Source organism: Arthrobacter sp. G119Y2 (genome assembly GCF_038069765.1).
Lineage (GTDB): Bacteria > Actinomycetota > Actinomycetes > Actinomycetales > Micrococcaceae > Arthrobacter_B.
In genome coordinates this window covers 62808-86967 of sequence record NZ_JBBPFS010000002.1, presented here as the reverse complement: position 1 = coordinate 86967, position 24160 = coordinate 62808, and the positions used below count along the sequence as shown (strand labels likewise).

The following is a 24160-nucleotide window of genomic DNA, read 5'->3' as shown; positions in this document are numbered from 1 at the left end:
TCCCTCCCCCGATGGCGCTACCGGGACGGCCAGTACCAGATGATCAGCATGGTCACGAGGAATCCGGTGAGGAAGTTCAGCTTCAGGAACCGCTTCCAGCCGGCGTTGGCCTGCTCCGAGTCCGCGTCCGGGATGTTCCAGAACGGCAGCAGGTTCAGGATGTACGGCACCGCCAGCAGGCCGCCCAGCACCGCAGGCCAGGGCGTGAGCAGCATCAGCAGCCCGCCGGTAAGGTAGGCGGCGGCAGCGAACCGGACCACCGCTTTGGCCCCCAGGACGGTGGCGATCGAGGAAATCCCGCCCTCGCGGTCCGGCACCACGTCCTGCACCGCGCCGAAGGCCTGGCTCGCCACGCCCCAGAGGAAGAACGCCCCCAGCACCGCCCACAGCCCCGGAGTGAAGGCGGCCCCGGCCAGCACCAGTCCGTACACGGCCGGTGACACAAAGTGCGTGCTGGAGGTCAGGGAATCCAAAAACGGACGTTCCTTGAACCGAAGCCCGGGCGCACTGTAGGCGACCACGGCAAATACGCTGACGGCGAGGACCAGCCAGGACAGCGGGTTGCCCAGCAGGAGCAGGGCAACCAGGAACGGTACGTTGGTGGCCACTGCCGCCCACAGGGTGATCCGGTGGAAGCTGCGGTCCAGCACCGCGCCCTCCACCCCGCCCTTGCGCGGGTTGTGCAGGTCCGACTCGTAGTCAAAGACATCATTGATGCCGTACATGGCCAGGTTGTACGGGATCAGGAAGTACAGCGTGCCCAGGACCCAGGCCAGGTCGATGCCGCCGGTGGTGATGAGGTAGGCGGCGGCAAAGGGATAGGCGGTGTTGACCCAGGACAGCGGACGGGACGAAACGAGCAGCATCCGCAGCGTCGAGCCCGGGGTCCGGGTTGATGTGCTCACTGCTTCTCCTCGTGTTCTGCGCTATGTTCTGCTCTGCGTTCTGCGCTATGTTCTGCGCTGTCGCGCTCCGGGGCCTTCGGCCTTTTCTCCAGCAGCACCCACAGCGCCGGCAGCAGCAGCACCGCGGCCAGGGCGTAGGCGAAGTCCTCCAGCGGGGCGCTGCCGATGAAGGCCCCGGAAATCCGTTCCGGGTTGTACCAGAACAGCCCCGCGGCGATCATCACGTTGTCGAAGACCGCGGTGAGGACCAGCAGGACGACGGCGGTGACGGCCAGTGCGGCCGGCATGCCTTTCCCTCCTGGTGCCCCGGGTTTCCCGGAAGCTTTCGTTGCACCGGACTCCGCCGATGCGCGGCGCCTGCGCAGCAGGGCGAGAACCAGCACGGCCGCGGCCGGAACCAGGAAGACGGCGTTCAGCGCCCAGTACGTCACCGCTTCACCTCCTGCCGCCCGGTGTGCTGCCGTCCGGAGCGGCGCCGGGCAGTGCGCAGCACCAGCGATACCAGCCCGAAGAGCACCATGGTGAGGTAGCAGAGGAAGGCCAGGAAGAAGACCTCCTCAACGGGCAGGTGCGGGGCCAGGACAATGCCGAGCATGATGGGGGTTTCCCCGCGGTGGAAAATATCCAGGCCGATGCCGCCGAGGTCCCACAGCAGGAAAAACACCAGGCCAATGGCCGTGACCAGCGCCGCGCGCCTGGCATCGGCGAAAAAGAACAGCTTGAACCTGTGGTCCAGCAGCGCCATGCACCCGATGGAGGCCAGCAGCAGCAGCAGGTAGAGCGCCCCCATCAGGACCGGCTCCCGGAATTCGGATCCGCTGCCGGTTCCGGAACCGGCAGCTCTTCGGTGCTGGTGTCTCCGCGGAGCCGTTTAAGCACCAGTTCCGCGCTGATCAGGCACATCGGCAAGCCGATGCCCGGCAGCGTGGAGCCGCCGGCGTACAGCAGCCCCTCCACTCTGCGGCTGGCGTTGGTGCCGCGGAAGAAAGCGCTCTGTTTCAGGACGTGCGCCGGGCCGAGCAGGGTTCCGCGCCAGGAGTTCAGGTCCTGCACAAAGTCCTGCGGCCCCACGGTCCTGCGGACGGTGATGCGCTCGGCCAGATCGGGGATCCCGGCCCAGGCCGAGATCTGCGCGATGACGGCGTCGGCCATGGCCTCAATCCGCGCATCGCCGCCGCCGTCCATCCCGCCGGAACCCAGCGAGGGGTCTGAAGGCACCGGCACCAGGACAAACAGGTTTTCGTATCCCTCGGGGGCAGCGCCGGGATCTGTCGCACTGGGCCGGCACACGTAGAGCGACGCCGGATCCGGAACTGAAGTTTCCCGGCCGAAGATCTTGCTGAAGTTCGCTTTCCAGTCCGAGGTGAAAAGCAGCGTGTGGTGCGCCAGGGACGGCAGCTCACCCCGGACTCCCAGATGCAGCAGCAGCCCGCCGGGACCGGGAATGCGGTGCTTCCAGTAGCTTTCCGGGTAGGTCTGCAGCTCGCGCGGCAGCAGCGCGGTCTCGGTGTGGTGCAGATCCGCGGCGGACACCACGAGGTCGGCCTCCAGTCTCAGCAGCTCTCCGGCGGCGTCGGTGTACTCGACGCCGGTGGCCCGGGCGCGCTGCCGGCCGGCGAGCCGCCGGGGCAGACGCCGGCTGCCACGTCCCGCGTCGGGTTCCGTGGTGAGGATCCGGGTGACGGCGGTTTCGGTGCGGATCGTGACGCCCTCGGCCCGGGCCAGCTCGGATATGACGCTGATCAGCCGGGTGAAGCCTCCCATCGGATACAGCACGCCGTCGGCCAGGTCCAGCCGGCTCATCAGGTGGTACATGCTCGGGGTGGTGAACGGCGAGGAGCCGAGGAAGACCGCCGGATAACCCAGGATCTGCCGGATCCGGGGATCGGTGAACTTTTGCGCCACAAAGGAACTGAGCGGCTGCAGCAGCAGCTGGGCCAGCCGGGGGCCGCGCCGCAGCACATCGGGCCGCAGCAGGGGCAGGAAGGACGCGAAGGTGGAATACAGGAAGCGCTTCTTGGCCATGTCGTAGACGTCGACGGCGGAGTCCAAATATTTCTCCAGGCGCGCTCCCGCGCCGGGCTCCAGGGACTCGAACAGCTTCACGTTCTCGTCGCGGGTAGCTGCGATATCCACCGGCTCGGCGAAACCTTCAAAGAGGACGCGGTAGCCCGGATCCAGCCGGACCAGCTCCAGCTGTTCCTCCGCGGAGGTGCCCAGCAGCCGGAAGAAATGGTCAAAGACTTCAGGCATCAGGTACCAGGAGGGCCCGGTGTCGAAGCTGAAACCGGCACTTTGCCAGGTTCCGGTCCGCCCGCCGGCCACGGGCTGCTTCTCCAGGACGGTGACCTCCAGCCCTTCCCGGGCCAGCAGGGCTGCGGTGGCCAGTCCGGTGATTCCGCCGCCGATGACGACGGCGGTGCGTGGCTGTGCCGTTGCGGAACTGCGGGTCATGGCTGCCTTCCGGCGTAGGAACCGCGCGGCGCCGTCCGGCGGAGGCGGTGGACGGCAAGGATCTGCGCGGCGATGCGCAGCTTGACGGGGTTGGGCACCCGGACCCGGGTGCTGCGCAGCTCTTCGGCGGGGGTGGCCCGCAGCCGGCGGGAGAGCTCTGCAAAGAGCTCCTGGGCCAGTGCGACGGCGGGCCGGGCTGCGGACGGAAGCTCGGCGATGGAGGCCCCGGAAACCAGCAGGTCAGCGTCAATGTCATCGAGCAGCCGGTGTTTGTCCGACTCGGAAAACGCGCCCACGCTGACCCCGGGAAAGTAGCTGCGGCCCAGGGCATCGAAGTCATCGGCCAGGTCGCGGAGAAAGTTGACCTTCTGAAAGGCCGCCCCGAGGCGCTGCGCACCTTCCCGAAGCCGTTTCGCCCGGTCCTCGCTGACCTCGACGCCGTCCAGGAAACACAGCAGGCACATGAGCCCAATGACTTCGGCGGACCCGTAGACGTAGTCGTCGAAGGAGGCCTGGGTGTGTTCCGCGCGCAGCAGGTCCGCACGCATGGACCGGAAGAAGGGCGTGGTCAGCTCCTCTGTGATGCCGGTGGCACGGGCGGTCAGGGCGAAGGCGTGAACCACCAGATTGACGCTGTAGCCGGTGCGCAGGGCCTGCCGCGTGTCGGCTTCCAGTGCATCCAGCACCCGGCCGACGTCCGCCGCCGGAAGGCCCGCGGCCGCTGCCACGCCGTCGACAATTTCATCCGCGAGCCGCACCAGCGCGTAAACGGCCTCAATCTGCAGCCGGGTTCGGGGACGCAGCAGCCGCGAGGCCAGCCCAAAGGAAGTGGAATAGGAACGGATAACTCCCGACGCCGTTTCCACCGCCACCCTGTTGTACAGGTCCAGGCCTGTTTCTCCGGCCATTCCCTACCGGCCCCGGTTCAGGGCGCCGGCCACGATGCGTTCGAGCACCAGACGCAGCGGGGGCGGAACGGCCGGGCAGTCCAGGTGGGCGCGGGCCCGGTCGGCGTGCTCCTCGGCGAGGGAACGGGCGTAGTCGCGGGCCCCGGAGCTGATCAGGAGTTCCCGCGCCCGGTCCGCTTCTTCGGGGGTGAGGTCGGGGCAGCCGATCAGGTGTGAGAGCTCGGCCCAGCAGGGTCCCTGTGCTGCGTGCGAGATCAGCGCGGTCCGCTTGCCCTCCCGGAGGTCGCTCAGGTTTGACTTGCCCGTGGCGCTTTCCTTGCCGAAAACCCCCAGGAGGTCATCAACGAGCTGATACGCAATTCCCGTGTCCCGGCCAAAGTCGCCCAGAGTGGCAACGACGTCGTCGTTCGCTCCGGCGAGCACAGCCCCTGCCTGCAGCGGAGCCTCGAAAGAGTAGACAGCGGTTTTCAGCCGTTCCATGTCCAGGATCTCGGGCACCGGCGGGGCGCCGGGTGAGAAGGAGAAGTCGACGTCGATGAGCTCGCCGGCGGCGGAGGCAAACACCGCATCGTCCAGGATCCCGGCCAGCCGCTGCCTGGTGCCGGGATCGGTGTCCACCGTGTCCAGCATGCGGAAGGCGCCCGTCAGGGCCAGGTCACCGGCGATGATGCCGGCCGACATGCCGCGGTGCCGGGCTGCTTCGGGCGTCTGTCCCGCCGTCTCCGCCAGGGAGCGGTAGGTTCCGGAGACGTTGTCGTGGCCCCGGCGGACGAAATCCAGGTCGATGACGTCGTCGTGGATGATCAGCGCCGTGTGCAGCAGCTCAAAAGCGGCGCCAACCCGCGCCGCTGCGCTGATGTTGGTGCCGCCCAGATGCTGGTACGCCGTCATCAAGATGCCGGGACGGACCCGCTTGCCGCCAACGGTGGACGTCTCCAGCGTTTCCCAGAGGCTAAGGTAGCTGGGGCTGAGCTTGGCGGCACGGAGCTTCGCCCGCTCGAAAAAACTGTGCAGGACACTCTCCACCTGCTCTTGTCCGATTGCTGGTTCAAGCAGGGGTTCAGTCTCCATAGGTAAAGTAAACACGGAGAAGATACGGAGGAGAAATGGCGCAACACGCGGAACTGGTCGTTCTCGTGGATCCGGACGGCACGCCCGTCGGAACGCACGAAAAAGCAACGGTGCATACTGTTGACACGCCTTTGCATTTGGCGTTCTCCACTCACGTTTTCAACCGGTCCGGCCAGCTGCTGGTCACGCGGCGGGCTCTGGGCAAGCTGACCTGGCCCGGCGTCTGGACCAACTCCTTCTGCGGGCACCCGGGCCCGGGGGAAGCCACCGCCGACGCCGTGCTCCGGCGCGCGGAGCGGGAACTGGGGCTGACCCTGTTGCCGGAGCAGCTGACGCTTAAGCTGCCCGATTTCCGTTACCGGGCAGTGGACGCGTCAGGAATCGTGGAGCACGAAATCTGCCCGGTCTACACCGCGGTGGCCGACGCAGACCCGATTCCTGCCGCCGATGAGGTGATGGACTGGCAGTGGGTTGATCCGCTGGCCCTGGCTGAGTCCGTCCGTCTGTCCCCGTGGGCCTTCAGCCCCTGGCTCGTGCTGCAGCTGCCCCTGCTGTATCCGCAGGTTTTCGCCGCTTCGAACTCGGCAGGCCCCGGCCTCTCCTAGCGGCGGCCGGCTTCGGCAGGCGCGGCAAACCGGCGGGGCCAGCGCACCCAGGGGGCCTCGGCCGGCCAGTGTGCCAGCAGCGTATGGAAGGCACGGCGGAAGCGTCGGGCGAGGTTGGCCGCGCCGATGAGTGCCCGCGGCGCCATGCCCACCACGAGGGTCGGTTCGAACCGGCAGCGGTACTGCTGGCCCAGATGCAGGCTCAGGCAGACGTCGTCGTGCATTTCCGGATCATGCCGGTGCACCGCGGGGCGGATCTGATGCCAGACGGAGGCCCGCATGGCGAGGTTCGAGCCGAACAGCGGCAGGTGCCCCAGCGCCAGCCCCATCGCCAGATAGTAGGAGCCGAGGTACAGCACGCTGAGCGCCGCGCCCACCGGCCGGGGGAAGCCGTAAAAGGCTCCCGGGCCCGAGAGTGCTCCGAGCTCCGGATCTGCGGCAAAGCGTTCTGCTATCCGCTGAACCCAGTCCGGGGGCAAAACACAATCAGCGTCACAGCGGGCAATAATCCCGCCCCCGGCTGCGTCATAGCCGGCGGCGGCTGCCGCCGGAATCCCGGGCACCGGCTCGACGATAACGCGGGCACCAAACCGTCGGGCGACGGCGGCGCTGGAATCGGTGCTGTTGTTGTCCACCACCACAATTTCCCAGGGCTGCAGGGTTTGTCCGGCAAGAGAGGCCAGGCAGGCCTCGAGGGCGGCGGCGTCGTTCAGGCAGGGAATAACCACGCTGACTGAGGGCAGGACGGCAGGCATGGAGGAAGTCTAGCCGCAGCGGCTCCGGACGCGGCTCCGGAGAGGCGGTGCAGGAACTGCCGCTCTCCCGCGGGAGGAGGTGCTGCGATACCGTAAATCCATGATCGACGCCCTCCTCCGCCGCCCGTCCGGTGCCGGAGAGTTCTTCGCAGATGCAGTACGACTTCTTTGCGTGTTCAGTCTCGCGGCAGCTGTTCTTTGGTACGGACCGGTGGACGTTGCCCTGTTCCTGCTGGTGCTGATGGGAATACTGATCTCCCGGTGCCTGGACATTTCGCGGGTATTTGACGGCATCTACGGCCTGACGCTTTTGGCAGCGGCCTGGAGCAGCGTCCTGAACCTGTACGCGCGCGTGAGCTGGTGGGACCTGCCCGTGCACTTCGCGGCCACCGGAGTCATTGCGGCAATGACCTATCTCCTGCTGGCGCGGCTGGGCGCAGTCCCCGCCCCCGCGCCTTCCCCCGTACCCGGCCGCAGCCTGGCGCTGCGGATCGCGGTGCCCGTCCTCGTTCTGGCGCTGGGCCTTGCGGTCAGCGTGCTCTGGGAGCTGGGCGAATGGTGGGGCAACGCGTTTGTGGACGGGAGCATCAACGTCGGTTACCAGGACACCATGGGCGACCTTGCCGCCGGCGGGCTCGGGGCGCTGCTGGCCGGCCTCGCCCTGGGGAAAGCATCCCGGCCTCCGCATCGGCGGCAGGAGGCCGGCGCGGAGGAGACCTTCAGCCGGCGCTGATCCACTCGGAAAACACCCAAGAAAAAAGGCACCGCCGGCAGTGCTGCTTTTGCCGGCGGTGCCTCAAAGGGTCCTGTTAGGACTGGAGGTACTTCTTAGGACTTGATGTACTTCGCGTGCTCTTCGTGGGCGCGGGCCACCTCGGCGCGGATGTCCTCAATGTCCTTGACCTTGTCGCGGTATTTCTTGTCCATGGTGGAAATCTGCCGTTCCTCTTCACAGAGAGCGGCGTAGATGCGCTCGCGCTCGCCCTCGTCCGAAGTGTAGGACAGGTCGAGGTAGGCGTTCGCGTGGCGGCGGGCGTTGTTGACGGCGGTCTGCGCCTTGCCGGCAGGGCTGACGAGCGAAGCAATAACGGTGACCAGCAGGACACCGATGATGACGCTCAGGGACAGGCCGGTTCCGATCTCGACAACCGGCACATGCTCGCCGTTATTGATGAACGGCAGGGTGTTCTCGTGCAGGGCGTGCAGCACGAGCTTCACGCCGATGAAGGCGAGGATGGCGGCCAGTCCGAAGGAGAGGTAGATCAGGCGGTCCAGCAGGCCGTCGATCAGGAAGTAGAGCTGGCGCAGGCCCATCAGGGAGAACGCGGTGGCGGTGAAGACGATGAAGGTGCTCTGCGTCAGGCCGAAGATCGCGGGGATGGAGTCCAGGGCGAAGAGGATGTCGGTTCCGCCGATGGCCACCATGACCAGCAGCATCGGGGTCAGGACCTTCTTGCCGTTCTCCACGGTGAAGAGCTTGTCGCCGTCGTAGTGGTCAGTGGTGGGCAGGACCCGCTTGGCGATCCGGATGATGAAGTTGTTTGCCTCGTCCTTCTCGCCTTCGGGCTTCAGCAGGTTGCCCGCGGTGATCAGCAGGATGAGGCCAAAGATGTAGAAGATCCAGGAGAAGGAGTTGATCAGTGCCGCGCCCAGGAAGATAAAGCCGGTGCGGGCAATCAAGGCAAACACGATGCCGAAGAGCAGCACCTTCTGCTGGTCCTCACGCGGCACCCGGAAGCTCGCCATGATGATCAGGAAGACAAACAGGTTGTCCACGGAGAGCGCTTTTTCCGTGATGTAGCCGGCAAAGTACTCAGCACCGGCGGTGGTACCGCCGAACACCAGCACCAGCACGCCAAAAAGAATCGCCAGCCCCACATAGATGCTGGACCAGACGGCAGCTTCCTTCAGCGTGGGAATATGCGCCTTGCGGATGTGGAAGAAGTAATCGAAGGCCAACAGGCCCAGAATGACGACAATCGTCACTCCCCAGATCAGGGGGGAAACAGTCATGGAACTCCGCTTTCGTAGGGTACGTCAAAGAACCATAGGTCTCTCCGGCGTCCCTGTGAACGGATGCCCGCGGTTTCCGGCTGCGGCTTCGGCGCCGAACGTGTTGACGGAAAACTGCGTGGTGGATACTCCCCTACGAATGCCCCAGTCTAACGGCTTTTAAACCGGGCCTGCCACCCGGGGGCCGGGACACGGGCGGGTACCACCCCGGCGGCCGGTACGACGGCGGCAGCCGGGGAGGTCACGGCAGTTACCCCTCGCAGTCCGAGCAGTACTTCTGGCCGTTCTTTTCCAGGGCTACCTGGGAGCGGTGGCGGACCAGGAAGCAGGAGGCACACGTGAATTCGTCGTCCTGTGCCGGGACTACCCGGACCAGCAGTTCCTCGCCGGAGAGATCGGCGCCGGGAAGTTCAAAGTTCTCGGCGGCGTCGGTTTCGTCAACGTCCACGGCCGTGGCGGACGGGGTCACACTGCGCTGTGCCTGCAGTTCCTCCAGCGAGGCGGTCGATGCCCCATCGTCCTCGGTCTTGCGCGGTGCGTCGTAATCTGTTGCCATCTGCCTTAACTCACACTCCATTTTTCAGCTAGCTGTTGGGATCCGGCCTCGATCGTAACGGATGGACCGCATGCCCTCCGCTTCCCGGAGCAACATTCGGGACATATTCGCCGCGGGCCGAATCGGCAGCCCGGAATTCAGTCATGCGGACCCTCTTCGGGAGAACGAACAGCTGGCCAAAAGAATTTCCGGTGCGCGGTTCGCGCCGCGCACCGGGCCATGGGCCCCGGACACGCCGGAGGGGGGCGTTCCGTGGAACGCCCCCCTCCGGGACTGCTGTTCTGAGGCGCCGGTGTTCAGGCGCCCGGTGTACCTGTGCGCTGCGGCTACTGCTTCGGCTCGGGCTGCACTTCGGCCGGCGTCATGGTGTGCTGGCCGCCCGTCGTAAAGCTGCCGTTCCCGGTGGAACCGGTCGAGCTGGTGCCGCTTGCCTCGGCTGCCGCGGGCGTGGAGGCCGAGGAACCCGTGGAGGTGCCCGAGTCGGAGGCAGGCTTGCCCGACGTGGACGAGTGCGAGACCTTGTCCTTGGCCGTGGAGGCCACTTCCGTCACCTTTTCCTGCAGGCCCGGCGCCTTTTCCTTGGCCCACTCGGTGCCCTGCGAGACGGTCTCCTGGACCTTGGGATCCTTCCAGAGTTCCATCAGCTTTTCGCGGCCGCCCTTCGAGCCAACCAGGTAGCCAACGCCCATTCCGGCGAGAAATACGAACTTCTTAACCATGTTGTCCTCTTTTCCGCCCCTTGCAGGGGCATCGCGAATACCGTCCGATACTGTCCATATGCACACTACCGCCGGAAGCGGAAGAATAAACAGCAACCTTACTATGCCCGGGGGCAACCCTGTGTCCACTCTCGGCTTTTCGCCGGAGAAACGTCCCGCGTCAGCCCGCCATCAGCCGGGAACGGATCAGGAAGCGCTTGCCTTCCGGTGCCTCGACCGAAAACCCGCTGCCGCGCCCCGGCACCACGTCCACGGTCAGGTGCGTGTGCTTCCAGTATTCGAACTGTTCCAGGGACATCCAGAAGTCCAGGGACTCCCCCGGCGTCAGCTCGAACGTTCCCAGCAGTACGTCAGCTTCGGAGGTGATGAAGTCTCCGGCCGGATAGCACATGGGCGAAGAACCGTCGCAGCATCCTCCGGACTGATGGAACATGAGCGGCCCGTGCATCTCGCGCAGGCGCAGCAGCAGCTCCTGTGCCTGCGGTGTGAGCGCCACCCGGGACGTGCTCTCCCCGGGCAGCGTCACGGCCGCCTCAAGACCGGTCTCCATGGAAGCACTCATCAGTATCCGATCACCACGCGGCCGTCGACCCGGCCCCCTCGAAGTTCGTCCATGACGTTGTTGATCTCCTCCAGATTTCGGGTGGTGATGTTCGGGTGGATGAGTCCGCGGTCATAAAAATCGATCGCCTCCGCCAGGTCCTGGCGGGTTCCCACAATTGAGCCCCGGATGGTCAGGGCCTTGAGCACGATGTCGAAGATGGGCGCCGGGAAATCGCCGGGCGGCAGCCCGACAAATACGATGGTCCCTCCGCGCCTCGCCATGCCGATGGCCTGACCGAACGCCTCCGGATGCACTGCCGTCACCAGCACCGCGTGGGCACCTCCGACCTTCGCCTGGACAGCCTCGGCCGGATCCTCGTTGCGTGCGTTGACCAGCACTTCGGCCCCGTACTTCTTCGCCAGCTCCAGCTTGTCATCGGCGATGTCCACGGCTGCCACCCGCAGGCCCATGGCTTTGGCGTACTGCACCGCAACATGGCCCAGTCCGCCGATGCCGGAGATCACCACCCACTGCCCTGGCCGCGCTTCGCTGACTTTCAATCCCTTGTACACGGTGACGCCTGCGCAGAGGATCGGGGCGATCTCCTGCGGATCTGCGCCCTCGGGGATGCGTGCCGCGAAGCTGGCATCCACCAGCATGTACTGGCCAAAGGAGCCGTCCACGGAATAGCCGCTGTTCTTCTGCTCTTCGCAGAGCGTTTCCCAGCCTGTCCGGCAGAATTCGCAGTCACCGCAGGCGTAGGCGAGCCAGGCATTGCCTACCATGTCGCCTGGCTGCAGGTCGGTGACCCCCTCACCGACCTGCACCACCTCTCCGACGCCTTCATGTCCGGGAATGAACGGCGGGGTCGGCTTGACCGGCCAGTCTCCGTCCGCAGCATGGAGGTCGGTGTGGCACACACCGGTCGCCACCAGTTTGACGAGCACCTGTCCGGGGCCGGGCTCCAGTACTGCCACGTCCTCGACGGCGAGTCCTTCGCCGAGCCGGTTTACCACTGCTGCTTTCATGCTGGCCATTCGATCCTCATTTCTTCGGTCAATGCGGCGTCCACCCAGCGTAGGCGCGGAGCGTGCGGCTTAGAAGAAGCCCTGCTTGTTCTCCGCGTAGCTGACCAGCAGGTTCTTGGTCTGCTGGTAGTGGTCCAGCATCATCGCGTGGTTTTCGCGGCCGATGCCGGAGGACTTGTAGCCGCCGAAGGCTGCGTGGGCCGGGTAGGCATGGTAATTGTTCACCCAGACCCGTCCGGCCTGAATGTCCCGTCCGGCGCGGTAGGCAGTGTTGCCGTTGCGGGACCAGATTCCGGCCCCGAGTCCGTAGAGGGTGTCATTGGCGATGGCCAGGGCTTCGCCGTAGTCCGAGAAGCGGGTCACCGAAACCACCGGGCCGAAGATCTCCTCCTGGAAGATGCGCATATTGTTGGTGCCTTCGAACACGGTGGGCTTCACGTAGAAGCCGCCGGCCAGGTCGCCGTCGAGCATCAGCCGCTCGCCGCCGGTGAGCACCTTGGCGCCCTCCTGGTGCGCAATATCCATGTAGGACAGGATCTTTTCCAGCTGGTCGTTGGACGCCTGCGCTCCCACCATGGTGTTGGTGTCCAGCGGGTTGCCCTGGACGATCTGCGCGGTGCGGGCCAGGGCATCGGACATGAAGCTGTCGTAGAAGGAGTCCTGGATGAGCGCCCGTGAGGGGCAGGTGCAGACTTCGCCCTGGTTCAGGGCGAACATGTTGAACCCTTCCAGCGCCTTGTCGTAGAACGCGTCGTTTTCCTGCGCGACGTCGGCGAAGAAAATGTTCGGGCTCTTGCCGCCCAGTTCCAGGGTCACCGGGATCAGGTTCTGCGAGGCGTACTGCATGATCAGCCGCCCGGTGGTGGTTTCGCCGGTGAAGGCGATCTTGCGGATTCGCGGGGAGGAAGCCAGCGGCTTCCCCGCTTCCACGCCGAATCCGTTCACCACGTTCAGTACGCCGGCCGGCAGGATGTCCGAGATCAGCTCCATCAGCACCATGATCGAGGCAGGGGTCTGCTCGGCGGGCTTCAGAACAATGGCATTGCCCGCCGCGAGTGCGGGAGCGAGCTTCCAGACAGCCATGAGAATGGGAAAGTTCCACGGGATGATCTGGCCGACAACGCCCAGCGGCTCGTGGAAGTGATAGGCAGTGGTGTCGTCGTCGATCTGGGAGAGGGTGCCCTCCTGGGCCCGGACGGCACCGGCAAAGTACCGGAAGTGGTCCACGGCCAGCGGCATGTCTGCGGCGAGGGTCTCGCGGACAGGCTTGCCGTTGTCCCAGCTTTCCGCGACGGCGAGCATCTCCAGGTTTTCCTCGATGCGGTCGGCGATCCGGTTCAGGACCTGAGCCCGTTCCGCAACGGACGTCTTGCCCCAGGCCGGTGCTGCCTTGTGGGCTGCGTCCAGGGCCAGGTCAATGTCCTCGGAGGTGCCGCGGGCCACCTCGCAGAAAACTTTTCCGTTGATCGGGGAAACATTCTCGAAGTAGCCTCCCTTGACCGGCGGCACCCACTCTCCGCCGATCCAGTTCTCGTAACGGGGTTTGAAGGAAAGCTTGGATCCCTCGGTGCCGGGCTGCGCATATACGGTCATGTCTGCTCCTTGGAGGTGACGACGTCGGTGTCTGACGTACTGAGGGTACGTATCCGCACGTTGCACGAAGGTTGCATGGGCGCACGGACCGCCGCACGCGGGAGGGGTCCTAGCCCAGTTCCCGCTCCAGCCGCTCCAGATGCGCCACCACGGAGGCGCGGCGGGGTGAGCGCAGCGGCAGCATCCGCAGGGCAAGGGACCAGGCCTCGACGTCGTTGCCGGCCTCCGCCAGGGACAGATATGCCAGGAGGACCTCGGCGTCGGCGTCGGAAAGCACCGCTTCACGCAGGACGGTGCTGACTTCGCTGCGCAGGACCATGACGGCCGGGGCTTCCGACCGGGGAAGCACGGGTCCGCGGTACAGGTTCAGGGCCCGCCGGTACGCTCCGCGCTCCAGGTAGCCGAGCACCTGCCGGGCGTCGATGGCCAGATGGTGCGGCAGCCGGTAGGGCCGTGACTGCGGCACCAGCGCCGGCCCCGGCATCCCCTCGCTGTGTTTTCCCAGCAGGTTCCGCAGCCGGAGCATTTCCGCGCGGACGGTGCTGACCGAGGCGCTTTCCGGATAAACCATGACGGAGAGTTCGTCGGCGGTAAGTCCTTCGGGGTGCAGCGCAAGGAGAGTCAGGAGCTCCGAATGCCGGATACTCAGGGCAGCGGAGCGCCCTCCCACGGTCACCACGGCGGAATCCCGGCCCAGGATCTGCAGGCTGTCCGGTGCTCCTGCCGGCACGGCACGCAGGGCGGGTGTTCCTCGGGGTGCTCCGCGCGCGGCGCGGGCCCCCGCTTGTGTCTTCCTCCGCCGGCGCGCGCTGTCGGCGTCCTGCAGCCGCTCCACCCGCAGGTGGGCCTCGGCGGCCGCCACCGTTGCCTCGACCAGCGCGAGCGTGTGTTCGGCCACCGCCTGGTCCCGGCCGGTGATGTCAACCACGCCCAGGACGGAGCCGGTGTCCGGGTCCCGAAGCGGCACCGCGGTGCAGCTCCAGGAATGGACCTGCCTGCTGAAGTGCTCTGCCCCCGCAATCTGGACACTGTGCCCGGAGGCCAGCGCCGTTCCGGGGGCGCTGGTACCGATGGACTGTTCCGACCAGTCCGTGCCCGGGATGAAGAGCATTCCTTCGGCGCGCCGCTGCAGTTCGTCGTCGCCCTCCACCCAAAGCAGCCGGCCCAGCTCGTCTCCGACCGCTACCAGCAGCCCGCTGTCCGATCCGGGGCGCACCAGCAGCTGCCGGATAACGGGCATGACAGCGGAGAGGGGGTGCGCGCGCCGGTACTCGTCCAGGGCGGAGCCGGTGAAAACGAGTTCCGGAACGGCCTTGTCCGGGTCGGTGTGGTGACGCAGCGACCGTTGCCAGGATTCCCGGACCGGCGTCCTCAGCCCGCGCAGAAATCCGTCAGCGGAGTCCAGGCCCTCATGTGCCCGGTGCGCGGCACGCTGGAGGCCCTCCGCGGAACGCCGCGGCGGAAGGAGATAATCCGAATTGTGCACTGCCCCGACCTATCCGCACTGATAAGGAGACCGCTGACACCGCGTTCCGAGCTGTGGTGTGCGAGACAGTCTACCCATGCCCCGCCCCGGCTGCCACGGGGACCGGGGCACCCCTGTGCGTCTGCTGCAGGACGGGCCGGATCAGGCGTTAAAAGGGGCTGCCGCAGCTCCCGGGGACAATGTCCCCGGGGCCGCGGCTGCAGGCCGGGCAAGCGGGCTACTGGCCCCGCGCTACCCGGATCATTTCCTCGCGGTCAACAACCTTCACGCGCTCGCGGATCAGTTCGCCGCTGGACGGATCCGGGTGCACGTAGGAAGCACCCAGGCTCTTCTCGTAGGCGTCCAGCTTCAGCCAGCCCTCCCAGGTGACGTACTCGACGCCGCGGTCTTCGAGCAGCTTGATGATGGAGTCCTCATCCGGCTCCTCGGCCGCGGGAAGGTTCAGCCGGTCTTCCAGCAGGAACCCGATGGTTTCCAGTGCGTCGCCCTTGGTGTGGCCGATCAGTCCCACCGGGCCTCGCTTGATCCAGCCGGTGGTGTAGATGCCCGGGACGGGAGTGCCTGATTCGTCGATGACGCGGCCGCCCTCGTTGGGAATGACGCCGCGGCGGGTATCAAAGCCGACCTCCGGCAGTTCCGAGCCGAAGTAGCCGATGGCCCGGTACACGGCCTGCACCGGGTAATCGACAATCTCGCCGGTGCCGCGGGCGTTGCCGGTGCCGTCGAGTTCGTTGCGCTCGAATTTCATGCCGGCAACCTTGCCGGGGTTGGCGGGATCCTCGTAAATCTCCACCGGGCTGTGCAGGAAGTGCAGGTGCAGGCGGCGGGAGGCCCCGGTGTCCTGCTCTTCGACGAGCCAGTTGGTCAGCGTGTTGACCATGGTCTTGGTCTGGTTGTTGGTGCGGATCTGCTGGTCGGAGCCTTCATCGAATTCGAAGTCCTCCGGGTAGAGCACAATGTCGACGTCGCGCGAATGGGACAGTTCGCGCAGCTCCAGCGGGGTGAACTTCACCTGGGCCGGGCCGCGGCGTCCGAAGATGTGCACGTCCGTCACGGGAGACTTCTTCAGGCCCTCGTAGACGTTGTCCGGGATCTCGGTGGTCAGCAGGTCATCGGCGTGCTTGGAGAGGATGCGCGCCACGTCCAGGGCCACGTTGCCGTTGCCGATGACGGCAACTTCCTTGGCCTCCAGCGGCCATTCACGCGGCACATCGGGGTGCCCGTCATACCAGGACACGAAGTCGGCACCGCCGAAGGAACCTTCCAGCTCAACGCCGGGGATGCTCATGTCCGCGTCCCTGATGGCACCGGTGGCGAAGATGATGGCGTCATAGAAGTGGCGGAAGTCGGTAAGGGTGAGGTCCTTGCCGTAGTGCACGTTTCCCAGGAAACGGATGTCACCGCGGTCCATGACCTTGTGCAGGGCGTTGACGATCCCCTTGATCCGCGGATGGTCCGGAGCTACGCCGTAACGGATCAGGCCGTACGGCGCCGGGTACTTGTCGAAGAGGTCGATGCTGACCTCAAAATCCCGTTCAGCTTTGGTGAGGATATCTGCGGCATAAACACCGGCGGGGCCAGCGCCGATAATGGCGACTCGCATGGGGCGCTGCGACCGGTCCGCGGCTGAATTAGACACTGATAGTCCTTCGTCTCGGGGGAAACCTCGTGCGGAATAACGCACAGTTTCCTATTCTAAATGCCGGGCACGACGGCGTCTAAACGGTTCGGTGCGGCAGCCGCCTTGGATGGCCTGCCGCGCCCTCCGCCCGGCCCGGGAATACCCATTGCACGAGTTATGTTGAGGATCACGTGTCATCATCAAACGGAACAGGCGCTCCGCGCTCCGCACCCTCACCCGAGTCCTTCCGCCCGCCTTCCCCGGCAGGGTCCGGCACTGCCGGCCCGACGGCGGCCGGCGGCGGCGCACCGGCTGCACGCACCCGGGGCGAGAACACCCCCGGCCTTCTCTTCGGCGTCGGTGCCTACATGCTGTGGGGCCTGCTGCCCCTCTACTTCATGGTGCTGGTTCCGGCCGGAGCCGTGGAGATCGTTGCCGCGCGCATCGTGTTCTCGCTGGTGTTCTGCGCCGCCCTCCTCACCGTGATGCGGTCCTGGCGGACCCTGTGGGCTGCCGCACGGAACTTCCGGCTGGTAGGAACCCTGGGCGGTGCCGCGGTCCTGATCGCGGTCAACTGGACCACGTACGCATGGGCGGTGCTGAACGAACATGCCGTGGAAGCGGCGCTGGGCTACTTCATCAATCCGCTGGTGTCGGTGCTGCTGGGCGTGATCGTGCTCAAGGAGAAACTGCGGCCGCTGCAGTGGGTGGCGATGGGCGTCGGCTTTGTTGCCGTACTGGTCCTGGCCCTGGCCTACGGCACCGTCCCCTGGATCGCCCTCATCCTTGCCTTCAGTTTCGGCACGTACGGACTGGTCAAGAAGGGCGTGGGCGGCAGGGTGGACGCCATTTCCAGCCTGACCATTGAAACCGCAGTCCTCACGCCCGTGGCCATCGCCGTCCTGGTGTGGATGTCCCTCAACGGCACAGCAACCATTCTTTCCAACGGTCCCGCGCATTTCTGGCTCCTGGCGGCCTCCGGGATCGTGACGGCAGTTCCGCTGATCTTCTTCGGTGCCGCCGCCCGTCGCCTTCCGCTGTCCACCGTGGGAATGCTGCAGTATCTGGCCCCCACGCTCCAGTTCATCATCGCTCTGGCGGTCTTCAAGGAAGTCATGCCGCCGGAGCGCTGGGCCGGGTTCGGGCTGGTCTGGCTGGCGCTGGTGATCCTGACCGTGGACATGATGGGCGGTCCGCGGCGCAACCGGCTTCTCCGCGCGGCCGCAGCGGCCTAAGAAAGCGGCCCGGAGCAGCAGCCTAAGACGCAAAAAAGCCCCGCTCACCAGTGACCGGTGGGCGGGGCTTTTTTCGAACTCAGGTAAAGGAGCCCGCGAAGGTTACATCGCGGAGGTGCTGCGCTGGCGCTGCAGGGCCACCAGTGCTGCTGCTCCGGTCAGTGCCATGAGGGCGCCGATCCCGCCGATGGCCAGCTGTGCGGCGTTCAAACCGGTTGCGGCCAGTTCGATCTTTCCGTCAGCTGCAGGAACCGGCTGGGCTGCCAGGACCGTAACGGCCTGCTCGACGGTGAACGTTGTCCACCCTGCGAGGATCCCGTCGCGGAACAGTGCCACCTTGTGCTCGCCGGCCGTCAGCACGGCGGGAACAGCCACAGCCAGCGAGCCGCCGGCGTCGGCAGTGGTGGCCCCCAGGTTGACGCCTGCGGACGGAAGAACGACTTCATAGGAAGCAGCTGCGTCCAGGCCGGAGATTCGCAGCTGGCTGCCGGTGGCAACCGCTGTAGCCGTTCCCCGCGCCGAGGCTGTCAGGAGAGCTTCGTTTCCGAGCGACACCTGTTCGATGGCCGCTGCCGCAGCGGCCTGGGCCTTCTTCTCAGCGGCCTGGCGTGCGGCGGCATCAGCTGCAGTCTTCTGCGCTGCTGCCTGTACGGCTGCAGCTTCTTCAGCGGCGGCCTGCTCGGCTGCCTCTGCTTCGGCAGCCCTAGCGGCTTCCAGTGCGGCTGCGTCCTGCTCGGCAGCGGTTTCGGCTTCGCGGGCCGCTGCCTGCTCTGCAGCTGCGGCTTGCTCAGCTGCAGCCGCATCGGCCGCAGCCTTCTCGTCAGCGGCCGCCCGGGCAGCTTCAGCGGCCTTGGCTGCGGCTGCCTCTTCAGCGGCCTTGGCTGCGGCTGCCTCTTCAGCAGCCTTAACTGCAGCTGCCTCTTCGGCTGCCTTATCTTCGGCGGCCTTGTCCTGTGCAGGCTGCGTGGCACCGGGTGCGGGCACAGCAGCTTCCTCCTGGGCAGCAGCGTCAGCGGCGGCCTTCTCAGCGGCAGCCTTTGCGGCGGCGTCAGCGGCGGCCTTCTCAGCGGCAGCCTTTGCTGCTGCATCGGCGGCTGCCTTCTGTGCAGCGGCTTCCGCGGCGGCGGCATCGGCAGCAGCCTTCGCGGCGGCTTCCTCGGCCGCTGCCTTCGCTGCTGCTTCTTCCGCTGCGGCGCGCGCTGCGGCTTCGGCGGCTGCCTTCTCCGCTGCGGCACGCTCGGCTGCTTCCCGTGCTGCGGCTTCATCCGCAGGAGTAACGGTGGACCGGCCGAACTGTGCGGTGGCGAGGTAGACGCCGCGGTTCGGGCCGGCAGTCAGCTGCACGGCGCCGATTCCGATGTCGGTGTCGGCGGCGCGCAGCATGTTGGCGCGGTGGGCGGGTGAGTTGACCCACCAGGAGAAAGCCTCGTCTGCACTCATGTTCCAGACAATGTTCTCGTGGAAGGCATAGGACCCGGGGCTGTGCTGAAAGACGCCGGCACCGTGGATGTTGGCCTGGTCAGCGGACTGCTGCGTCCAGGACTGGGACTCGCCGGACATCTGCGCATCCCAGCGCAGCGGCGCCAGTGCATGCTGCGCCCGGTAATCATTGATCAGTACGTACAGGCGGTTCGCGAATTGTGCATCCGCGGAACTGGCAGCTGCGGACGGAATCGAGATCACCGCCGTCAAAAGTGCAATGGCGAGCGCCGTGAAAACGCCCACAAGTTTCTTAACGCGCATTGTCTTTCCTTATGCCTCGAGACTTGGTGACCGCCAAAGCGAAAACACCGAAGCCAGACCATGCACAGCCTCCCCAGAGAGCTGCGGTGCCCGGCAAAAACGTCACGGGGCAACGATGTGAACTTACCTTAGGCCCCTCTAATAGACAACAACACCTTCATTATCATCAGTAACGGCAATAACAAGTTGGACACGCAGGAGACTGCCCGGGGCGCTACTCCCGGTCTGCGGCGGTTCCCTGCCGCAGGGTTTCACCGCGGAAGTAGCCGGGATTCCGGAAATACATGAACATCATCAGCACGGCTCCCAGGGCTATGACGCCGGTGCCCAGCACAAAGACCAGCCCCACTCCCCCCACTGAGGAGCCGGAGCCGTAGTCGGGGTCCATGGAGTCAACCGCGGTCTTCAGGAACATCACGAACAGGATGACGGCCCCCAGCAGCGGCGCCAGGAACTTCAGCAGGAAATCGCGCACGCCGCTCAGCGCTTCGGCCCGGAAATACCAGACGCAGGCCAGTGCGGTGATCCCGTAGTAGAAGCAGATCATTAGGCCCAGGGCGGTGATGGTGTCCCACAGTGCGTTTTCCGACAGCAGGCGGGTGACGGTGTAGAAACCCGCCGCAGCCACGGCGGAGGCGACGGTGGCGTACCCCGGGGACTTGTGCACCGGGCTGATGCCGCCGAAGCGCCGAGGAAGTGCCCGGTAATGCCCCATCGCCAGCAGCGTGCGTGCCGGCGACACGAAGGTGGACTGCAGCGATGCGGCTGAACTGCTGAGGATGGACAGGGACATCAGGATGGCAAACGGTCCCATGACCGGACCGGCCAGGACCGCGAAGATGCTCTCCTGGTTCTCGGGATTCCCTGCTCCCAGTTCCCCCTCGCCGACACCGGCGTAGGACAGCACGGCAAGGGAAACCATCATGTAGACCAGGACAATGACGAATACCGTCACTGTTGCCGCACGGCCCGGCGTCTTGCCCGGATCCTTCGTTTCCTCGTTCATGGTCAGCGTCACGTCCCAGCCCCAGTAGACAAAGATGGAGAGCGAGACGCCGGCGGCGAAGCTGGAAAAGGACTCCACGGCAAAGGGATTGAACCATTCCGTGGTGATCGGGGTGGCGTCAAAGGCGGTTCCCGCTCCGACGTGGAGGAAGGCCGCCACGGAGAACCACCCCAGGACCAGCAGCTGGAAGCCCACCAGGATGTATTGGAACACCTTGGTGGTTTCCAGGCCTCGGTAGGAGATCCAGCAGGCCACGGCGATGAAGACGCACGTGGTGAGGATGTTCAGCGGCAGGTTGGTGGTCAGCTCCGCCAGCGAATCGTTGCCGGTCACCTGCGCGAGCATCAGATAGAAGAAGTCAACGGCCACGGCGGCGAGGTTGGACAGCACAATGATGGTTGCCGCAATCAGCCCCCAGCCGCCCATCCACCCAACCCACGGACCGAAGGCGCGGGTGGCCCAGGTGAACGACGTGCCGGAGTCCGGCATGGCCTTGTTCAGTTCCCGGTAGCCCAGTGCCACCAGGATCATGGGAATGAAGCCCACCAGGAAGATGGCCGGCAGCTGCACCCCCACCTCGGAGACGGTGGGCCCCAGACCCGCCGTCAGGGTGTATGCCGGCGCAATGCAGGACACCCCGATCACCACCGCGCCGAGCAGCCCCACGGTGCCGGATTTCAGCCCCTTGCGGCTGAGTCCGCTGGACTGGCTCTGCTTGGCCGGAACAATTTTGCTTGAGCTCATTCGGTCACCTCTGTCGGACGGGATGTGCCGCCGGCGGGGCGTGACCGGAAGTTCCGGGGCACCACCACCATGGGAACGGGAAGGCTGCGCAGCACCTTGCTGGCAGTGGGGCCCAGGAAAAGACGGTTGTTCTGCGCCAGCCGGCTGGACCCGATGAGCATGATTTCGCCGTCGTCGAACTCCAGGTCGTCTATGGCGTTCTCAATCGTTCTGCCCTGCGCGACGACGGCGGTTACCGGGCAGCGGCCGGCAGCCAGTTCCTGCGCCCGGGCCAGCCGGTCGGCTGCATGCAGGTCCGCCTCCAGCACGGCGCCGCCGTCCCGCCCGGAGGCGTCCAGCGCCACCAGCGACACCAGCCGCAGCGGAAGTCCGCTCCGCGCCGCCGTCGCCACCGCTGTTTCCAGCACGTCCTCGGAACCGCGGCGGTTGCCCACCGCGCAGGTGATCCGGGTCAGCGTCCCGGTCCTGCTGTAGCCGCGCGGTGCCAGTGCCACCGGCACCTGCGCGGCATGCAGCAGCGCATTGGCAACGCTGCCGACGGTGAACCGTTTGAAGAGTCCGTTGCTGGCGGCGCCCACCACAATCAGTGCTGCGTTCAGTTCATCGGCTGCAGCTATCAGTCCGCTGGCGTCGGAGTCCGCGTTGCGGATGTATCCGGCGGCGCGCACATCGGAGGGAACCGCAGCCAGGGCATCGGACAGCCAGATCTTCAGCTGTTCCTCGAGCAGGTCCCGGTATCCGCTTTCGGGCGGATAGACGGCGGTATAGGGAGAATGCACCGGGTCGACCATGACCAGATCCAGCTCCGCGTCCTGGCTTCGGGCCAGGACGGCCGCGAGGTTCAGGGCGTCCCGGCCCCTCTCATTGGCGGTGTATCCCACGACGTAACGCATGCGGACTCCTCTTTAACGCTGTCCGGATACTGCGGCGGACGTTTCGGCTGACGCGGCGGCGAGGATGCTGTCGGCGGTGAGCTGGCCCATCCGGACCGCTCCGTCCACGTGCTGATAGCCCTCTGCGGCGAGGTCGGAGCAGGACCAGTGGATGGGACCCACCGGGGCCAGCTGGTCCGGGCCGTAGCGGTGCAGGCCGCCGAGGTCGTAGCTGGCGGCGTAGGCGCCGCGGGTCCACTCCTCGGAGCCCCAGTCGGACTCGTAGTAGACCTCCGGGCTCAGCGCTTCCTCGCCGAGGAAAGCCGCGATGGAAGACAGGATGGCCTGCCGCCGGTCTTCAGCGGAGAGCTCAAACATCGCGTCGGCCTTCTCATCCGAAACGAACCCCACCAGCGTGCCGCGGGGGTCTTCGTGGTTGGTGTTGTCGTAGACCTCCTGCACCAGTGCCCCGGCGCCGAAGCAGGTGCCGGACAGGCCTTTGTCCCGCCAGAACGGCGTGGCGTACACGGCGTGGACCTTGATGACCAGGCCGAGTGACTGGTGCTGGTGCATCTGGTGCTGGCGGCGCGGCAGCGGCGGGTCGAAGGACACCCGCGAATAGAGGTTGGGCGGCACTGCCATGACGGCGTAGCGGGCATGGACGGTGACGTTGTCCGCAACGGCCGTGACGCCGTCGTGCGCGGAGCCGTCTTCCCCCGGCCAGCGCAGGAAGCGCACGGGGTTGGAGAGCACGACGTCGTCACCCAGGTCGGCAGCCATGCGTTCGGAGACCTGCTGCATGCCGCCGGCAACGCGCCGGTCCAGGATGAAGTCCTCGTCCACCAGGTGGGAGAAGGATCCGGCCGACGCCGCCATCAGCACCGCCTGGAGCACCGAGAAGGCGTGGGCGGGCTTGGTGAGCATGCCGCCCGCCACGAACAGGCCGATGTTGTTGCACGCCTCTTCGTCGTCGGACAGCTCGCGCAGCCAGCTGTGGAAGGACACCGTGTCCAGTTCCCGGGCGCGCGGATGTTTCCAGGGGGCGGCCGGATCCGTTTCCGCGGCCAGCTGGTCCAGGATGCCGATCAGCCGGAGCATTTCCGTTTCGGTGCGCTCCCCCACCGGAAACATGTCGCCCGAGTAGGTGCGCCGGGTGCCGTCCGGCGAGATGTAGACGGACTCCCCGGCACGGTAGCGTTCAAAGGTTTCCAGGCCCAGTTCCTCCACCAGGGCGGCAAGCACCGTCTGGTCCGGGGAGATCCACTGGCCGCCGATCTCGAGCATGGCTCCGTCGATGGTGTCGGTCCAGGTGCGGCCGCCCACCCGGTCCCGGGCCTCCAGCACCGCGACGGACAGCCCCGCGGCCTTGAGCCTGCGGGCAGCGCTCAGCCCCGAGGGTCCGGCTCCAATGATTACAACGTCACGTTCCAGCGTCTGCACGGTGTCCTTTCCTGCGGCCGGAGGGCCGCCAGTGTCCTTCGAATAAATGAATGCTGTTCATTTATTAGAACGAGACTGTAGCGTGGGTCACGTCCGCTGGGAAGCGAAAGAAGGAAATGTGACGGCTGCGTGAAACCATGAAGACCCGAACCGCGGAAGGAAAATGCGCACATGACAAGGGATGAACCGCACCGCAGGGGTGCCGGGCGGCCGGTAAAGGAAGTCCTTTCACAGGCGCGGATTACCACGGCGGCGCTGGCGATCATTCAGGCGGGCGGCTACGGTGCCCTGACCATGTCCGCCCTGGCCAAGCGGCTGGGGGTGGCTCCGTCTGCGCTGTACAACCACGTGGATTCCAAGCAGGAAGTGCTCCGCTGGCTGCAGGACCACGTCATGTCTTCGGTGGACACATCGGGTTTCGCGGAGCTGCCGTGGGATCAGGCGCTCCGGGGCTGGGCCCGCTCGTACCGGAAGGTGTTTGCGCGGCACACACCGCTGATTCCGGTCATTGCCGTGCTCCAGGTCAGCGGCGCTCCCCGCACGCTGGCCATGTATGAGGCGGTCACCGAGGGACTGGTCCGCGCCGGCTGGCCTCCCGCGCAGATTGTGCCGGCCATCGTGGCGCTGGAATCCTTCATCTACGGATCCGCGTACGACGCCGTGGCGCCGCAGGATATTTTTGAGACCGGCGCCCTGGCGGGGCAGAGCCCGCACTTTACCGCTGCAGTCCGGGAACAGTGCGGACGGTCCGAGGGCCGGGCGGCGGAAAGCGCCTTCGAGGCGGGACTGGACGCCCTGGTCACCGGGCTGGCCCGGCAGGCCGGACTCCGGGCGGAGTCCGGCCACGCCTAGGGCGGTCAGC

At 66.2% G+C, this 24160-nt stretch carries 23 protein-coding genes; 4 read left to right on the top strand and 19 right to left on the bottom strand.

All coding sequences use genetic code 11. From position 1 onward, the window contains the following. Positions 1–17: 17 nt before the first annotated feature. From WKB88_RS04100 to WKB88_RS04075, 6 genes are read right to left on the bottom strand one after another with little or no spacing between them, the layout of a single operon-like run. Positions 18–905, bottom strand: coding sequence for a prenyltransferase (locus tag WKB88_RS04100; protein ID WP_341393297.1), 888 nt, complete (start codon positions 903–905; stop codon positions 18–20). Then, positions 902–1336 (bottom strand): lycopene cyclase domain-containing protein, encoded by a 435-nt coding sequence (locus tag WKB88_RS04095; protein WP_341393296.1) that lies wholly within the window; start codon positions 1334–1336, stop codon positions 902–904. Before WKB88_RS04095 ends, WKB88_RS04100 begins: the two co-directional genes overlap by 4 nt. Further along, positions 1333–1695 carry a lycopene cyclase domain-containing protein gene (locus WKB88_RS04090; RefSeq protein WP_341393295.1) on the bottom strand — a complete coding sequence of 121 codons (363 nt, stop codon included), beginning with the start codon at positions 1693–1695 and terminating at the stop codon, positions 1333–1335. Before WKB88_RS04090 ends, WKB88_RS04095 begins: the two co-directional genes overlap by 4 nt. Next, entirely contained in the window at positions 1695–3359 is a 1665-nt protein-coding gene (gene crtI, locus WKB88_RS04085) for a phytoene desaturase family protein (RefSeq protein ID WP_341393294.1), read from the bottom strand. The genes WKB88_RS04090 and crtI overlap by 1 nt, the downstream gene beginning before the upstream one ends. After that, positions 3356–4267, bottom strand: coding sequence for a phytoene/squalene synthase family protein (locus tag WKB88_RS04080; RefSeq protein ID WP_341393293.1), 912 nt, complete (start codon positions 4265–4267; stop codon positions 3356–3358). The genes crtI and WKB88_RS04080 overlap by 4 nt, the downstream gene beginning before the upstream one ends. Before the next feature lie 3 nt (positions 4268–4270). Beyond that, positions 4271–5338 (bottom strand): polyprenyl synthetase family protein, encoded by a 1068-nt coding sequence (locus tag WKB88_RS04075; protein WP_341393292.1) that lies wholly within the window; start codon positions 5336–5338, stop codon positions 4271–4273. A 35-nt stretch (positions 5339–5373) separates the two neighbouring features. On the opposite strand from WKB88_RS04075, the gene idi reads away from it, so the two are divergent. After that, positions 5374–5943 (top strand): isopentenyl-diphosphate Delta-isomerase, encoded by a 570-nt coding sequence (gene idi, locus WKB88_RS04070; RefSeq protein ID WP_341393291.1) that lies wholly within the window; start codon positions 5374–5376, stop codon positions 5941–5943. Here idi and WKB88_RS04065 read toward each other — a convergent pair. Then, positions 5940–6698, bottom strand: coding sequence for a glycosyltransferase family A protein (locus tag WKB88_RS04065; protein WP_341393290.1), 759 nt, complete (start codon positions 6696–6698; stop codon positions 5940–5942). The genes idi and WKB88_RS04065 overlap by 4 nt on opposite strands. A gap of 100 nt (positions 6699–6798) precedes the next feature. Between WKB88_RS04065 and WKB88_RS04060 the strand changes: the two genes are divergently transcribed. Continuing rightward, positions 6799–7431 (top strand): hypothetical protein, encoded by a 633-nt coding sequence (locus WKB88_RS04060; protein ID WP_341393289.1) that lies wholly within the window; start codon positions 6799–6801, stop codon positions 7429–7431. A 95-nt stretch (positions 7432–7526) separates the two neighbouring features. Here the strand turns inward: WKB88_RS04060 and WKB88_RS04055 are convergent, their stop codons facing one another. From WKB88_RS04055 to WKB88_RS04020, 8 genes are all read right to left on the bottom strand, one after another. Beyond that, a complete protein-coding gene (locus WKB88_RS04055; RefSeq protein WP_341393288.1) occupies positions 7527–8711 on the bottom strand; it encodes a TerC family protein in 1185 nt (394 codons plus the stop codon). A gap of 250 nt (positions 8712–8961) precedes the next feature. Further along, positions 8962–9267, bottom strand: a complete 306-nt coding sequence (locus WKB88_RS04050) for a DUF4193 domain-containing protein (protein ID WP_229964803.1) — start codon at positions 9265–9267, stop codon at positions 8962–8964. Positions 9268–9593: 326 nt separating this feature from the next. Further along, positions 9594–9986, bottom strand: coding sequence for a hypothetical protein (locus WKB88_RS04045; RefSeq protein WP_341393287.1), 393 nt, complete (start codon positions 9984–9986; stop codon positions 9594–9596). A 160-nt stretch (positions 9987–10146) separates the two neighbouring features. Next, positions 10147–10548 (bottom strand): DUF779 domain-containing protein, encoded by a 402-nt coding sequence (locus tag WKB88_RS04040; RefSeq protein ID WP_341393286.1) that lies wholly within the window; start codon positions 10546–10548, stop codon positions 10147–10149. Continuing rightward, positions 10548–11567, bottom strand: a complete 1020-nt coding sequence (gene adhP / locus WKB88_RS04035) for an alcohol dehydrogenase AdhP (RefSeq protein ID WP_341393285.1) — start codon at positions 11565–11567, stop codon at positions 10548–10550. The genes WKB88_RS04040 and adhP overlap by 1 nt, the downstream gene beginning before the upstream one ends. A 60-nt stretch (positions 11568–11627) precedes the next feature. After that, complete coding sequence (gene exaC, locus WKB88_RS04030; protein ID WP_341393284.1) at positions 11628–13151, bottom strand: acetaldehyde dehydrogenase ExaC; 1524 nt, start codon at positions 13149–13151, stop codon at positions 11628–11630. A gap of 109 nt (positions 13152–13260) precedes the next feature. Further along, positions 13261–14637 (bottom strand): GAF domain-containing protein, encoded by a 1377-nt coding sequence (locus WKB88_RS04025; protein WP_341393283.1) that lies wholly within the window; start codon positions 14635–14637, stop codon positions 13261–13263. Positions 14638–14854: 217 nt separating this feature from the next. Continuing rightward, entirely contained in the window at positions 14855–16276 is a 1422-nt protein-coding gene (locus tag WKB88_RS04020; RefSeq protein ID WP_341393282.1) for an FAD-dependent oxidoreductase, read from the bottom strand. A 173-nt stretch (positions 16277–16449) separates the two neighbouring features. Between WKB88_RS04020 and rarD the strand changes: the two genes are divergently transcribed. Further along, a complete protein-coding gene (gene rarD / locus WKB88_RS04015; protein WP_341393281.1) occupies positions 16450–17493 on the top strand; it encodes an EamA family transporter RarD in 1044 nt (347 codons plus the stop codon). Positions 17494–17595: 102 nt separating this feature from the next. Here the strand turns inward: rarD and WKB88_RS04010 are convergent, their stop codons facing one another. The 4 genes from WKB88_RS04010 to WKB88_RS03995 all read right to left on the bottom strand — a co-directional run bounded on the left by WKB88_RS04010 (position 17596) and on the right by WKB88_RS03995 (position 23298). Continuing rightward, positions 17596–19236, bottom strand: a complete 1641-nt coding sequence (locus WKB88_RS04010; RefSeq protein ID WP_341393280.1) for a CAP domain-containing protein — start codon at positions 19234–19236, stop codon at positions 17596–17598. 214 nt (positions 19237–19450) lie between these two features. Beyond that, positions 19451–20986, bottom strand: coding sequence for an APC family permease (locus WKB88_RS04005; protein WP_341393279.1), 1536 nt, complete (start codon positions 20984–20986; stop codon positions 19451–19453). Further along, the gene (locus WKB88_RS04000) at positions 20983–21879 is read right to left on the bottom strand and encodes a universal stress protein (protein WP_341393278.1); all 897 of its coding nucleotides are present in this window, start codon (positions 21877–21879) and stop codon (positions 20983–20985) included. The genes WKB88_RS04005 and WKB88_RS04000 overlap by 4 nt, the downstream gene beginning before the upstream one ends. A 12-nt stretch (positions 21880–21891) precedes the next feature. Next, positions 21892–23298, bottom strand: coding sequence for a flavin monoamine oxidase family protein (locus WKB88_RS03995; RefSeq protein ID WP_341393277.1), 1407 nt, complete (start codon positions 23296–23298; stop codon positions 21892–21894). Positions 23299–23469: 171 nt separating this feature from the next. On the opposite strand from WKB88_RS03995, the gene WKB88_RS03990 reads away from it, so the two are divergent. Next, positions 23470–24150: a TetR/AcrR family transcriptional regulator gene (locus WKB88_RS03990; protein WP_341393276.1), complete on the top strand. Its 681-nt coding sequence runs from the start codon at positions 23470–23472 to the stop codon at positions 24148–24150. The last annotated feature ends 10 nt before the right edge of the window (positions 24151–24160 follow it).

What these genes read in the sequence shown, in the direction of transcription:
- WKB88_RS04055 (WP_341393288.1), bottom strand. Translation starts at nt 8,711, where the DNA reads ATGACTGTTTCCCCCCTGATCTGGGGAGTGACGATTGTCGTCATTCTG.
- crtI (WP_341393294.1), bottom strand. Translation starts at nt 3,359, where the DNA reads ATGACCCGCAGTTCCGCAACGGCACAGCCACGCACCGCCGTCGTCATC.
- WKB88_RS04010 (WP_341393280.1), bottom strand. Translation starts at nt 19,236, where the DNA reads ATGCGCGTTAAGAAACTTGTGGGCGTTTTCACGGCGCTCGCCATTGCA.
- exaC (WP_341393284.1), bottom strand. Translation starts at nt 13,151, where the DNA reads ATGACCGTATATGCGCAGCCCGGCACCGAGGGATCCAAGCTTTCCTTC.
- WKB88_RS04005 (WP_341393279.1), bottom strand. Translation starts at nt 20,986, where the DNA reads ATGAGCTCAAGCAAAATTGTTCCGGCCAAGCAGAGCCAGTCCAGCGGA.
- WKB88_RS04075 (WP_341393292.1), bottom strand. Translation starts at nt 5,338, where the DNA reads ATGGAGACTGAACCCCTGCTTGAACCAGCAATCGGACAAGAGCAGGTG.
- WKB88_RS04045 (WP_341393287.1), bottom strand. Translation starts at nt 9,986, where the DNA reads ATGGTTAAGAAGTTCGTATTTCTCGCCGGAATGGGCGTTGGCTACCTG.
- WKB88_RS04000 (WP_341393278.1), bottom strand. Translation starts at nt 21,879, where the DNA reads ATGCGTTACGTCGTGGGATACACCGCCAATGAGAGGGGCCGGGACGCC.
- WKB88_RS04050 (WP_229964803.1), bottom strand. Translation starts at nt 9,267, where the DNA reads ATGGCAACAGATTACGACGCACCGCGCAAGACCGAGGACGATGGGGCA.
- idi (WP_341393291.1), top strand. Translation starts at nt 5,374, where the DNA reads ATGGCGCAACACGCGGAACTGGTCGTTCTCGTGGATCCGGACGGCACG.
- WKB88_RS03990 (WP_341393276.1), top strand. Translation starts at nt 23,470, where the DNA reads ATGACAAGGGATGAACCGCACCGCAGGGGTGCCGGGCGGCCGGTAAAG.
- WKB88_RS04060 (WP_341393289.1), top strand. Translation starts at nt 6,799, where the DNA reads ATGATCGACGCCCTCCTCCGCCGCCCGTCCGGTGCCGGAGAGTTCTTC.
- WKB88_RS04080 (WP_341393293.1), bottom strand. Translation starts at nt 4,267, where the DNA reads ATGGCCGGAGAAACAGGCCTGGACCTGTACAACAGGGTGGCGGTGGAA.
- WKB88_RS04040 (WP_341393286.1), bottom strand. Translation starts at nt 10,548, where the DNA reads ATGAGTGCTTCCATGGAGACCGGTCTTGAGGCGGCCGTGACGCTGCCC.
- WKB88_RS04090 (WP_341393295.1), bottom strand. Translation starts at nt 1,695, where the DNA reads ATGGGGGCGCTCTACCTGCTGCTGCTGCTGGCCTCCATCGGGTGCATG.
- adhP (WP_341393285.1), bottom strand. Translation starts at nt 11,567, where the DNA reads ATGGCCAGCATGAAAGCAGCAGTGGTAAACCGGCTCGGCGAAGGACTC.
- WKB88_RS04065 (WP_341393290.1), bottom strand. Translation starts at nt 6,698, where the DNA reads ATGCCTGCCGTCCTGCCCTCAGTCAGCGTGGTTATTCCCTGCCTGAAC.